At 40.9% G+C, this 12,889-nt stretch carries 9 protein-coding genes; 7 read left to right on the top strand and 2 right to left on the bottom strand.

Annotated elements, in window-relative coordinates; translation table 11 throughout:
• Nucleotides 1-86 precede the first annotated feature (86 nt).
• The gene (locus tag L1286_RS01545) at nt 87-2,045 is read left to right on the top strand and encodes a tetratricopeptide repeat protein (RefSeq protein WP_235405171.1); all 1,959 of its coding nucleotides are present in this window, start codon (nt 87-89) and stop codon (nt 2,043-2,045) included.
• A gap of 752 nt (nt 2,046-2,797) precedes the next feature.
• The gene (locus L1286_RS01540) at nt 2,798-3,787 is read left to right on the top strand and encodes a hypothetical protein (protein ID WP_235405170.1); all 990 of its coding nucleotides are present in this window, start codon (nt 2,798-2,800) and stop codon (nt 3,785-3,787) included.
• Nucleotides 3,788-3,857: 70 nt separating this feature from the next.
• Here L1286_RS01540 and L1286_RS01535 read toward each other — a convergent pair whose 3' ends face one another.
• A complete protein-coding gene (locus L1286_RS01535) occupies nt 3,858-5,270 on the bottom strand; it encodes an EAL domain-containing protein (protein ID WP_235405169.1) in 1,413 nt (470 codons plus the stop codon).
• A 186-nt stretch (nt 5,271-5,456) separates the two neighbouring features.
• Nucleotides 5,457-5,888 (bottom strand): BLUF domain-containing protein, encoded by a 432-nt coding sequence (locus tag L1286_RS01530; RefSeq protein ID WP_235405168.1) that lies wholly within the window; start codon nt 5,886-5,888, stop codon nt 5,457-5,459.
• Nucleotides 5,889-6,198: 310 nt separating this feature from the next.
• On the opposite strand from L1286_RS01530, the gene L1286_RS01525 reads away from it, so the two are divergent.
• The 5 genes from L1286_RS01525 to L1286_RS01505 all read left to right on the top strand — a co-directional run bounded on the left by L1286_RS01525 (nt 6,199) and on the right by L1286_RS01505 (nt 12,881).
• Nucleotides 6,199-8,448 carry a response regulator gene (locus L1286_RS01525; protein WP_235405167.1) on the top strand — a complete coding sequence of 750 codons (2,250 nt, stop codon included), beginning with the start codon at nt 6,199-6,201 and terminating at the stop codon, nt 8,446-8,448.
• A gap of 115 nt (nt 8,449-8,563) precedes the next feature.
• Complete coding sequence (locus L1286_RS01520; protein ID WP_235405166.1) at nt 8,564-9,085, top strand: DUF2938 domain-containing protein; 522 nt, start codon at nt 8,564-8,566, stop codon at nt 9,083-9,085.
• 585 nt (nt 9,086-9,670) lie between these two features.
• The gene (ltaE, locus tag L1286_RS01515; protein WP_235405165.1) at nt 9,671-10,687 is read left to right on the top strand and encodes a low-specificity L-threonine aldolase; all 1,017 of its coding nucleotides are present in this window, start codon (nt 9,671-9,673) and stop codon (nt 10,685-10,687) included.
• A 642-nt stretch (nt 10,688-11,329) separates the two neighbouring features.
• Nucleotides 11,330-11,920 carry an outer membrane beta-barrel protein gene (locus tag L1286_RS01510; RefSeq protein WP_235405164.1) on the top strand — a complete coding sequence of 197 codons (591 nt, stop codon included), beginning with the start codon at nt 11,330-11,332 and terminating at the stop codon, nt 11,918-11,920.
• A gap of 265 nt (nt 11,921-12,185) precedes the next feature.
• Nucleotides 12,186-12,881 carry an aspartate/glutamate racemase family protein gene (locus tag L1286_RS01505; protein ID WP_235405163.1) on the top strand — a complete coding sequence of 232 codons (696 nt, stop codon included), beginning with the start codon at nt 12,186-12,188 and terminating at the stop codon, nt 12,879-12,881.
• Nucleotides 12,882-12,889 lie beyond the last annotated feature (8 nt).

Here is a 12,889-nt window from a genome sequence, read left to right as displayed (position 1 = left end):
AGTCTTAGCTAGAATTAAGAGTGGTGACTTGCGAGGCGTTTCGCTACTGGCAGTCTTTATTTTACTCCGCACTAGTTAGACTTCATATGAAATTGTTAGCTGTTGTTCTCTGTGTTGCGCTTCTTGCTGGGTGTAACGCCACTTCTAAACCGGTTAATCAGGCTTACTTATTTATCGAGCCAGATAAAATACCGAGTCGTGCATTGGTCGCTCAAAGTCATTTTTTGCTCTCCAAAGAAGCCCATCGTCTCAAAAATTTTCATTATGAGTTTGCGTTATTAATTGAGCTGGCCGATCATCAATATGGGCCAGCGCAACTGGCAATTGCCAAGCGATTATTATCGGGTCACGGCAGAGAGTATGTGGATGGCACTGCATTGGAGTGGGTGTTAAAAGCTGTCGAAAACGAACATGTACCTGCAATCACATACCTTGCTAAATGGTATCGATACGGTGGCTACGGCCTAAAGATGGATCTCAAAAAATCAATGGCGTTGTATGCCCAAGCCGTCGACCTAGGTGAGCCAGCTGCGGCGACTGAGTTAGGGTATATTTTCCTTGAATATTGGCGCACGGACAAAGGGTACGAAACTGCTAAGCAGCTACTTGCTAATGCTGCTTATTTTGGTGAAACCAAAGCATTGTGTGGGTTGGGTCGAGTGTATCAAGAATCAGGGACGTTAAGAGACATACCAAAAGCTGCTGAATATTTTGAAATCAGCTATCTGCAAGGTTACAAGTTATGTGCGTTTGAGCTTGGCCATTTGCATCACAAAATTACTGATAACTATGCGTTAGCACATCGGTGGTATCGAAAAGCGGCGTTGGCTGGATCTGCTGAAGCAGTGAATAATCGAGGAAAGATGTTTGAACAAGGGCAAGGCGTAGACCCTGATTTTGTGGTCGCTAAAAGTTATTTTGAACAAGCGGCTGAACTTGGAAACCCATCAAGCTTTGGCAATTTAGGGCGGCTTTACGAGTTGGGTAAGGGCGTGGCGCAAAATTTTGAGCAAGCCATTGGGCACTATCAAGTTGGTGTTTTACGCAAAGATGCACAGTCGATGCATCATTTAGGAGGCTTGTACCAGACAGGGCAAGGCGTAAAGCAAAATAAAGAGAAAGCAATGAGTTTGTTTAAGGAAGCCGCGGCTCTTGGCAATGCTTTCTCAGCGTTTCATTTAGGCAATGCATTGAAACAGGGTGAAGGCACAGAGCAAGATACGCAGCTCGCCCTTGAATATTATATCAAGTCTGCAAAATTGGGCTACGCGAAGGCTTACTGCTATGCGGCGGACATCGTGATCGATCAAGACTGGCGACAAGCTAAGTCTTACTACTTTGAAGGCGCAAAGCAGGGACAAGGAGTATGCGCTGAAAAGTTAACGCATTACATGAGGGTTCGGCAGGAACAAGATCTGCCGATTATCACCTTACTTATTTCTCTTGCTCACAGAGGGGTGGCACTGGCTCACCGAGAGTTAGGTGCGATATATCAAGACGGAGACTTTGGTGAACAAATTGATTTAGAAAAAGCGCAAACGTACTACCTACAAGCCGCTCAGCAAGAGGATGACATTGCCCTTAATAAGTTAGGTATTATTTATCGTGACGGACTGAAAGTCGCAGTCGATAATGAACGCGCGCTCAATTACTTCAAGCGCTCTGCTGAATTAGGGTTGCCTGATGCGATGCATAATCTTGGGGCATTAAATTTAGCATTGAACCAATACTCTAAGGGGTTGGTGTGGTTGCTAAGAGCAGCAAAACAAAATCACTCAGAAAGTTACATATTGCTTGGGGAGTATTATGCCAGTCAAAATGCGGATGGCGCTGCCCAGCAAGAAGCATTTAAATGGCTACAGCGGGCCGCCGACGATCAATTACCTGAAGGGATGTACCAACTCGCGATGCTACTCAAAAAGCAAAATAGCAATCAGCTCACGCCAGAAGCAACTAAGTGGCTAAAAGCCGCAGCTTCAAGTGGCCACATAAAGGCCAGGAGCGAATTAAGTGACAGTGACGTTATTGCAGAGTATGAAAAATAATCACTTTTTTTCATTGTGGTAAATAAACGCGAGGTCGTGAATAACCGCATAGGGTTCAGTTTTTTATTGTTATTTAAGGTTATTTATTATAATTAATATATTAACTTTTACTGCTTTGTTGTTCTATTATTTCAATTAGTGGAATTTTGATTAATTGACTAACGGCCTATCTGAGTGTTGGCAAAAATTGCCCAGTGGTTTTTATTTTCTTTTAGCTTTCGTGGTAACGAGATGTTTTTTTGCTTTTTACTCAGAGCGAGCATGTCTGATAGAGATGGCACAACGACGCTGTGTTGAGTGCTACGGAAACCGGGGTCTGAGCATAAGTTAATGATATCTAAATTTTTTAATTTTACTATGAGAAATAAAGTTTGTTTTTTTAAATAAAAATCAGTTTTTGACAATTGGTTTTATGTTTATAGTTTTTTATTGACTGAGGTTTAAATAAATCAAGCTGGCAGTTTTGCTATGTAAATGCCAGTGTGAATCATGTATGCTATTAATATATACATAGAATAGAGTGATTATTACGGTTGCGGAGCATAAGAAAAATCATAAAAAAGCTCTCCTTTCAGTCAGAGCTCCAACCTAATATTTTTTTCATTGAAGGTTATATTGTCGGACTAGGTATTACACCTCAAACAGTATTACCGAGGTTATGGATAACAAAACTGTTTGGTGATATCTCTCTTGGGCAAGAAGTTCAGCTTAAATCTTTGATGGACTTTTACCACATTTGTATGGACAACATCATGTCCAATACGCTCAAGTTACCTAGTCGATGTACGCTACCGAAAACAGAAATTCACGTTGCCCTGCAAGACAATATGCCGTTACCTAGCTACTGTAAAGGTATGCTTGAAGCCCTCAGTTTTATTGACCGAAGTGCTTTAAATCAAGTGCAACTTCAATCTCTGGACTGGTTGTCTGAGACTTTAAAGGGGTTTAGCAGTTACATCAATGCAAGAGAGACATTTGGGCGTGAAGGGCACAGCTTTGGTCAACAAGCAATGCAGGCAAAACGCGCTTTATTGTCTCTTATTAATAACACGATATATGAAATGCGCTTCTCAAAACAATGTATCGAGTCAGCTCAGAATGAGGTAATGGATGGTGAGTTTGATCGTGGCAAAGCTGAGGACCATCTACAGGGGCTCCTAAATAGAAATGATGAATCGACTTTATCACTGATAAACGATTTGATTTTAGTGATCGAACGAGAGTTGATCACCGAAAATTTTAAACAACGTCATCAAATGGCGTTCGATAAATTATACGAAGCCCAGCCATACTTGATTTTGAGAAGTAGAAAAGCACAAATCCAATTTGATTTAGGTGACATTAAAGGAGCTACTGACGAACTTGAAGCACTGTTACCCCTGACCTTGAGTGATACCTATAAAAATCGTTACCAACTATATAATTGCTATATCAAACAAAAATGCTGGCATTCTTTGGACCATTTACTGTCGACGAAAAGTGAAGGAAGTTTTGGTGATTTAGCAACACGTACTCTATTGGCTTATGCAAAAGAAGGGGATACTAAAAATACCAGACTACTAAAAAAGGAGTTGAAATCAACCTATCCTGCGATTGAGATGCTATATGACCCTTCGAGCGAGGATAAGAATCAGCACTGTGAGTTAAGCTCAGATTCTGTTAATGAATATATTAATAGAGGCGGAAAAAAAGCATGGTGCTCAGTAAACGGCGGGCTTTTTTGGCTTAAAGCGAAAGGTTAAGTATGTGAGTAGAGCTGGTCAGTGGTAGGAGTACAATCCCGCACACAGGTGCATGCGGGAAAAGTCATCGTTAGGCTGCCTCGTTAGACAGAAACTCATTCATTGTTAATGGCACCGATGCATAATAACCTTGAATGTAAATATTGGGGAACCGTTTTATATATTCGTATTGGTACCGGTTTTCGACACCTTCTACAATCACCGTTTTTTTGTTTTCTCTAGCAACTTGCACAATAGCATCCAGTTTAGGGGCTTGATCTGATTTACTTTGCACCTCAGAAATATACGCTTTGTCTATCTTCACCGAGTTAAAATATTTGCTATTCAACACACTGAGATCTGCATCACTCTGACCAAAGTCATCAACAGCGAAACTAAACCCAAGGTTTGACATCTTTCTAAGTGTATTGTGTGCATTGTCACTGACACTCAACTCACTGCCTTCTGTCAGCTCAAAGGTAATAAAGGCTGCGATCGATGGGGTATCTCTAATGACCTTTTTCAAGTAATCCAATAGCTGTTCATTTTCTAACATTGCAACCGAAATGTTTAGGTGTATAGGTTTGAGTTTTTCTTGTGCATCAAGCTTAATCTTCAGCATTGAGTAGACTTGGTTGACCACAATTTTAGTGAGTTCACTTTGCAGTTCTGGCTTGTCTTGGATCATAGGCATAAACATTTTAGGACCCAAATTTTTAGTATTTCTCCACCTCACCAATGCCTCGTAACGTTTTGGGCTTTCGAGGTTTGACGTCTTAAAAATTGGCTGAAACACAAGATAGAAATCATCAGGGTTGAATGAGATGCTGTTCATCAATTTGAGTAGGACATGCTTTCTGTACATTTCTGCTTGGTATAGTTTTTCATTATGTACAAAAGCACCATTGTCAGACTCCAACGCGTATTTCATTGAAAAGGTGAGTCGACGTTGCACTTTATCAATGCCGTATAAAGACGATTGACCCGTTAAGCTCATCGATGAAATTGCATAATCAATAGGCACTTGGGTGTTATTTACCCACACTTGCTTAGGTAATTTATCTAAAATCTCGATTTGTTTAGCTTGTGCGTCTTGTTGATTGGAATCGGTATCATGGGTTACAAATGCCATAACTAAATAATCAGAGTCATGTAGTGCCAATGCGTAAGGCTGGCAAGACTTACTGATGTCTCTGAAAAGCTCGGAAAGTGATTCGAGGTTTCCTTCAATAGAATCAAACACCGGGGTTTTACCGAGTTTAATGAGCGAAACATGAAATCTCGAAAACTTACGTTCTACCTTCAGCAAACGTTGCATAAAAAACATATAGTTAGGTATGTCGCTTTTGCCATGGTAAAGAATAGACTTGCTCAGTGCATCTTTGGCTTTTTTGATTTCTTTTAAGACCTTCAAATCCTTTTTACGTAATTGATTGGTCCTTATCAGTGCGATGATACTCACCGCTGCAACGACGATTGCAATGCTTAAATAAATATTGTTCATAAAAGAAGAATAGTTGAGAAATGTACGTTTTAGATTAGAAACCACAAAAGTGGATGAAATATGTGTTTTTCCTCCACAATTCATGTTTTTACATTACAGGACATTACACTAAATCAACTTTTTGTCTTGGGTTGGATGCGCTAAGCGCAATATACGCACGTGTTGTTTGGCGAGAAGTTGATAAATCTAACTGCCAAATGATTTATCTATATGTTCTTCTATCTCAAACTCATGATTGCGAAATGATTTCAGCAGCTTATAGCTCAGTGGCAAGCGTCTGTGAGGCCTATTTTTGCGTACTTTTCGATAAGCTTCATGTTTCTCTAAATCAATTAAACCCATGGCCCAGCGTCTAAAGTTTCGTTTTTCGATAGGATTGCAGATTAAAGCTGACACCTCCGTATGTCGTTTATCGCTTTTTATCCGCTCAAAAAGTTGTTCTACTTTTGATTTATCACCTTCGATAACTTGCATAAAGTGATGTCTGTCATACAGCAACATACCCGAGATCCCCTGCAATTGGTTTGCCGCAGCGCACTGGCTACGTAACATCTCTAAGTCGTCGTCGCTCAAAGGGGTTGCTACTGTACTGATATAAATAAGCTCAATCAGATCCATAGTTTTGATGATTCAGATACTTTTTAGACTAGCATAGTGTGGAAATGACGAATGCGCACAAACATATCTTGTTTTGGGCTTTTTAACCCAAAAATTATGCAGTTTTGAAGGGAGGTCTTGTCTTGTTATGGAGCTTAATGACGCCAAAACATTGGGTGTCATCGCGTTGAAAATACTTGGTTGTAGGACACCAAAGGCCATTTATTTTAACTCAAGCAGAGGGCGTGTTCGCTTTACTTTAAAGCACCTGTCTCCTACTTTTTAGTAAGGCAATCCGTAGGTTTGCAATAACTTTAACAAGAAGGTGGGGATGCTCGTTTTATCTACTCAGACAATACTACTCATGTGTGCGATAGGCATTGTCGCATCTGCAACTGCATTAACTTTTTTATGGATGGCCAATCGAGATATTAAAGCGACGGCGTACTGGGCAGTTGGACCTTGGTTGCTGGTGATAAACTTCGGATTGTTTGCAGCACAAAACGCCATACCTTACTTCTTTAAACATATTGCCTCTAATTTTTGCGGGCAGCTTTCGCTGATTATGATGCTGGTAGGATTGTATCATGCGGTTAATAGGCGACCGCCACTGCGTATTTTGGCGTTTTACTTGGGCATTTTTGTACTTTTGCTCTCTTACTTTACGTATGTAGATGAGTCTTACGCTTCGCGATTAAAACTGGCCGTTCTGACGATTTTTCTAACCTCTGTTTGGATAGTATCTATTTTAGTTGAACACCGCAGAAACCGCTTTGAGGTGTCTGGTGCATTGGTGGTGCTTGGGCTTGGCTGTCTTAACACAGCTGGCATATTCAGAATCAGTGCGCCCATCAGCCAAAATGCGTCGAGTATTTTAAACGATACAAGCATTTATATTCAGCTGTTCTTTATAACCATTATGGTTGCGCAATTGATATTCAACTTTGGGTTCGCGATTATGGTTGGTGAATTGCACAATTTTGCCAATAAACAAGCGAGACAAGCCTTACTCAATTCTAATTATGAACTTGGCATTGCGAAGAAAAAAGCCGAAGAAGCGTCACGTCATAAATCTGAGTTTTTAGCCAATATGAGCCATGAGATCCGGACCCCTATGAATGGGGTGATTGGCATGCTTGATTTGGTCGAAAAAGAGGGCCTGACAGAGGTACAGCTCAATTACGTACTCACAGCCAAGTCGAGTGCGGATGCTTTGATGGTTGTGATTAACGATATTCTAGACTTTTCAAAGATAGAGGCTGGTAGGCTAGAGATTGAAAAAGTGGCATTTGATGTTATTGAGCAAAGTACTGCGCTCGTTAAAACACATGCACATGCTGCACATGAAAAGCAGCTTGAGTTATTACTAGAAACCCATGCCGTTCAAACTCGCAAGGTCATCGGGGATCCTATTAGGTTTAAACAAGTACTTGGTAATTTGGTCGGTAACGCATTGAAATTTACTCAAAGCGGAGAGGTTGTGGTTTCTATTTCTACCATTGCAGAGGCGGACAAAGTTCGATTAATAGGCGAGGTACGAGACACCGGTATTGGTATTGAAGAAGATAAGCAAGCAAAGTTGTTTGACTCGTTCTCACAGGTTGATGCAACAACCACACGACGATTTGGAGGAACAGGTTTGGGACTCGCGATTGTTAAAACGTTATCAATGCTAATGGGTGGGAAAGTATCACTTAAGAGTGAGTTGGGTATCGGAAGTACATTTGGATTTGATATGTTATTGGGTAATGGCAGCTGTCAGGGGCAATCGATACATACGATATTCAGATGTACTTTAATTGTTGAGAGCCATGATGCCTCTGCTCGGGCACTTAAAAATTTGTTTGAGCGTTATTCGACTCAAGTGGATATCAAGGACAGCTTCAGAAATGCCCAAACACATCTTTTTGAAAATGACGTGGATCTTATCGTGGTGAGCCGAAACATCAATGGCAGGAAAACAGATAATTGGTTTAAAAAATGGCAAGTACAACCTGGTACACAAGCCATTATCTTGACTATGCTCCATGATAAAGAAAATAGTGAATACTTTAAAAACCGTGGATACTTAGGCAAATATACAAAACCATTTACCCAGCATGATATTGAAAAGTTTATTGAAATGCGCCAAAGCGTACTTCAAGGTAGAACAAGTGAACGCACGGTTGAAGACCACAAGTTTGCGGGGCAAAGTGTACTGTTGGTTGAGGATAACCCTGTTAACCAGTTGGTCGCCAAAAAAATGCTCGATTCGCTTGGCCTGCGGGCAGAGCTGGCAGGCAATGGCAGAGAAGCAATAAAGTTGCTGACTGATAACGCAGCTGAGCAGGGATTTGAGCTCGTGCTTATGGATTGCCAAATGCCTGAGATGGATGGGTTTGAAGCAACAAAACGAATCAGAAAAGGTGAGGCCGGAGATGCCTATTTAGAAGTGCCAATCTTAGCATTGACTGCCAATGCGATGAAAGGTGACAAAGAAGCCTGTATTCAAGCGGGCATGGACGATTACATAACTAAACCTATTCAATTAGAAAGCCTCGTTAATGCGCTTTCTAGATACCTATCTTTTGCTGAAGCTTAGCTTCAATCTCATACAACGTCATGTTTATGAGAAAAAGCGCTTGACCTCAAGTTGACTTCAAGTGGCATGATTTTTTAGCCGTTTAGAAGTGAAGTCAATAACCTTGAAGGAAAGCATGATGTCTGTAATTTCAGAATTCCCCCTTTTTCCATCGTATGCCGTGGCGCTTGGTGTCGGCGCGACGATGCTTATGGATGTGTACAGCTTTTTATTGAAGCGTATTTTTAAAATTCAACCTTTAGATTATGCATTAGTTGGTCGATGGGCACTGTATTTGATTTGCCAATTGCAATTGCGACACGACTCAATTATGCAATCGCCAAAAAGGCGGGGTGAAAGTACTTTGGGGTGGGTGCTGCATTACGCAATTGGTATTATCTTTGCGAGCCTGTTTATTGAGTTAAGTCTGCTTCTTAACTTGAGTCCGCAGTGTGTTATTTGGAGTATTGCTTTTGGTACTGTCACTGTGATGTTTCCCTTTTTCGTGATGCAGCCATGTTTTGGCTTTGGCGTCGCTGCATCTAAAGCACCCAGTCCCAATCTCGCTCGAATGAAAAGTTTGGCTGCCCATGCGGTGTTTGGGTTAGGGATTTATGTAACAATCAAATCATTAACCTATGTCGGTTTTTACATATAAAGGATCAAAGCGTGTGCTCAACATTGAAAAAGTCATCTTAGCTTACCCGTCCAAAAGCGGTTTTACTGCGTTGGTAGGCAATTTATGTCGCATTCTTGCAATAGGTGCGTAAACTCAAGCACGCTTTTTTTATAATATAAATCATTGAAGCGGATCAGGGTGGATCCCTTAGAGCTATAAGCATGAGCAAGAATCCTTTTACATTTAACAGCTAGCCTTACTGTTTTCAATCGCAGTGAATAGTTCATCGCGACTGCCTGAGCGCTTATTTTTGCCCTGAAGGGACCGTTCGAGGATATTGACATGACACAGAAAAACCGCCGACATGTTGATTAGAAACTCGCCATCGGGTGTTGAAAAAATGATAGAAGTGGAAAGTACTTGGCTCTACCCCTGAGACAATTGCAATTCAAAAGCGCTCAAATCAAAACTTGCCTGTCCAGCATCGCACAAACAATTTGGGATAACCGGGGGGTATTACATTGCTTTTATATGGGTAAATAAAGCGTACCTGCTTAAGTGTTGTTTCAATTTACGAGCGATGGCCATATTATGAAGTCTCTCTAATAAATATAAGGACGCTGTATGATTGATTTACGCTCTGACACGGTGACTCAGCCCTGCAAAGACATGCGCAGATTAATGAGTAATGCAATGGTTGGGGATGATGTGTATGGTGATGACCCAACCGTTAATGAATTGGAGCGATATAGCGCAACAACGCATGGCTTTGATGCATCGCTATTTGTTACATCAGGCACACAAGCTAACTTATTGGCAATTATGGCGCATTGTGAAAGAGGTGAGGAATATATTTGTGGCCAAAGTGCACATAATTACAGATATGAAGCGGGTGGTGCAGCGGTGCTTGGATCCGTTCAACCACAACCTATTGAAAACGAGGCTGATGGCAGTATCTGTTTGGATAAAGTGAGATCTGTGATTAAACCCAATGATTTTCATTTTGCCAAAACAAAAATGTTAAGCCTCGAAAATACCATTGGCGGCAAAGTGCTTGCTTTAGACTATCTGAGCTCAGCGAGGGCGCTGACAAAAAAATATGGCTTAAAATTGCACTTAGATGGTGCTCGCGTGTATAACGCCAAAGTTGCGCTCAATGTCGACATACAAGACATCAGCAAACATTTTGATTCCATGACCATTTGTCTGTCAAAAGGCCTTGGTGCCCCTGTGGGCTCACTACTTTTGGGAGATGTAGAGTTGATAGATAAGGCACGCCGTATAAGAAAAATGCTTGGTGGTGGTATGAGACAAGCCGGTATACTTGCTGCAGCGGGTTTATATGCACTAAAAAATAATGTTGAGCGACTGGCAGAAGATCATGACAATGCGGCTTATTTAGCGCAAAGAGTTAATGAGTTACCGGGGTTTGACAGTTCAGCCTATCAAGTGCAAACAAATTTAGTGTTTCTTGATGTAAACCAAGAAATTGACATGATGCAGTTTTCAAAAGCCATGTTCGACCAAGGTATCAATATTACGCCAGGGTATCAGGGTATGCGTTTGGTCACACACTCGGGTATTAAGCGTGCCGACATAGATACATTTATTGACAAAGCGAAGCAGTATTTTAGAGATTGATAAATGTGACAGATGTTGTTGCACCGGGTGTCATAGCGCAGCTTGATACATTTGACGGTTATATTGAGGTATCTCATTGACATTGATAGCAGTGTAATGAGTTGTTGTTTAATGTGGGTTTGGCCGCAGTAGCTGGTCTGCCGAAGCAACACTGAGACTCGCTGCCCTGTAGTGACTTTCGATATGGCACACATAAGTTGCTCATAGTAAATATGCTTACCAACGTTAATCAATTTGTACGTCATGTTTTTGCTCATGGTCCATATAAAAATTGGGCCATGAGCTGTCTCGCGCTAACTGATTTTAAGTACGCGCCGGTGTGTATTTACACTCGGAGTAAAAGTATCAGCAGATTAAACATACTCTTGTACATAAAACACCGTGATTATGTAGAGAGAAAAATAACCTAGCCTTTTGATTTTATATTTTTATTTTTAAGTTGTTGATGTTTATAGATATGTTTTTGTTTTATCGCTTTCTGAGTAGGATGTTCAGCAATTGTGTAAAGTAAATGATTGTAAACGTCAGGTCTAAAATGTCGCCTTTTTTGGCCAAATTCTGATGCATTATTTAATGGTTTATTACGGATTGAAAATGGTCTGTCCGTTAATATGTTCCCCATAAACTGTATGGAGAGAACTTATGAAAAAACGATTATTGTTGGCTGTGTTCGCAGCGTTTGGTTTTAATGCACATGCGGCAGATTTAAGTAAAACCTATTTAGAGATTGGCTATTCTCAGACGGATTTAGATGAAGCTGATTATGATGCAACTGGCTACAAAGCCGGTGCGGGTTATGAGTTTGAAAATGGTTTTTTTGTTGGTTTTAACTATCGAAGACAAAAAGATACATTAAGTATTTTCCTTAACGAAACAGATATAGAGTTCGATGAAAATCTGTTTGAGTTAGGTTACATCGTGCATGAAACACAAAATGGCCGCTTTGCTTTCGGTGCGCAGATTGGAAAAATGGACATCAAAGTTGATAACAGCACGACAGACTTTGACTTAACTCGATTTTATACCGAGTATGAGCATCGCTTGAGTCAGTATTTTTCTGCTTTTGCCCAGCTAGGATATGAAAGCTATGATGCGTCAGATGTGTCAAAACGTGATGGTGCGCGATATGGTGGTGGTATCAAGGCACATTTTGGTGGTTCGAGCATTAGTCTGGAGTACTTTAAAGGTGACGATTTTGACCAATCCGCTCTAATGTATCGTTACTCATTTTAATACTCAATCGCGATAGAATTAACAATCCCCCAGTGGGTGCATGCACCGTCTGTGGGGATTTCCAGCAGTGAATTGACTCCCTTCAAATACAAACTCCTGCCTCTCACGCAATAATTAATTGGTATAAACAATGCTAAATAGATTCAGAATCGTTGTATCAATTTTTGTTGGTATTCTATATGGTTTTTTAACATGATAGGGCTAGTAAATTCAGCCTCACCAGTGATGTCACAAAACGTGCCGAGATTAAATAAAGGAGTGTCCTGTGAAAACAATTGGGTTAATTGGTGGAATGAGTTGGGAATCAACTGCAAGTTATTATCGTTATATAAATGAGGGTGTTAAGAAGAGGTTAGGGGGGCTACATTCAGCCAAAATGGCAATGAAAAGTGTTGACTTTGCACCTATTGCAGATTTGCAAGTGCGTGGAGAGTGGCAAGAAATGGCACAATTGCTCGTCCAAGAAGCACAAGCTCTTGAGCGAGCTAATGCAGATTTTATCCTGATTGGCACAAATACAATGCATTTGGTGTTCGACGAAGTCGCCTCGCACGTAAACGTACCTCTTATTCACATTGCGGATGCCGTGGCTCAACAATTGAAGCAGGACGGAATCACTAAAGTGGGGCTACTAGGTACTAAATTCACCATGGAGCAACCTTTTTACAAAAAGCGATTAAAATCACTGTTTTCCATCGATGTGATTGTGCCAGAGTCTCCAGATCAAGACACGGTGCATAATGTCATTTATAACGAGCTATGTGTGGGTGAAATTTTGCCAGCGTCAAAGCAGGCTTATTTGGACATTATCTCTCGGTTACATCAACAAGGGGCGCAGGCGGTCATACTTGGTTGTACAGAAATTGCGCTACTTATAAATGACGGCGACACAAACCTGCCACTTTATGATACGACAAAAGCGCATGCGAATATGGCCGTGGAACTGGCATTAGCGCAGTGATTAAGACT

It is taken from the genome of Pseudoalteromonas sp. SMS1 (assembly GCF_021530565.1).
Classification (GTDB): Bacteria; Pseudomonadota; Gammaproteobacteria; order Enterobacterales; family Alteromonadaceae; genus Pseudoalteromonas.
Note: the sequence above shows the minus strand (reverse complement) of the source record. Positions and strands in the feature narration are given on the sequence as shown.

Excerpts from the sequence above, each read along its gene's own strand:
- ltaE (WP_235405165.1), top strand. The coding sequence starts at position 9,671 with ATGATTGATTTACGCTCTGACACGGTGACTCAGCCCTGCAAAGACATG.
- L1286_RS01510 (WP_235405164.1), top strand. The coding sequence starts at position 11,330 with ATGAAAAAACGATTATTGTTGGCTGTGTTCGCAGCGTTTGGTTTTAAT.
- L1286_RS01525 (WP_235405167.1), top strand. The coding sequence starts at position 6,199 with ATGCTCGTTTTATCTACTCAGACAATACTACTCATGTGTGCGATAGGC.
- L1286_RS01520 (WP_235405166.1), top strand. The coding sequence starts at position 8,564 with ATGATGTCTGTAATTTCAGAATTCCCCCTTTTTCCATCGTATGCCGTG.
- L1286_RS01535 (WP_235405169.1), bottom strand. The coding sequence starts at position 5,270 with ATGAACAATATTTATTTAAGCATTGCAATCGTCGTTGCAGCGGTGAGT.
- L1286_RS01545 (WP_235405171.1), top strand. The coding sequence starts at position 87 with ATGAAATTGTTAGCTGTTGTTCTCTGTGTTGCGCTTCTTGCTGGGTGT.
- L1286_RS01540 (WP_235405170.1), top strand. The coding sequence starts at position 2,798 with ATGTCCAATACGCTCAAGTTACCTAGTCGATGTACGCTACCGAAAACA.
- L1286_RS01530 (WP_235405168.1), bottom strand. The coding sequence starts at position 5,888 with ATGGATCTGATTGAGCTTATTTATATCAGTACAGTAGCAACCCCTTTG.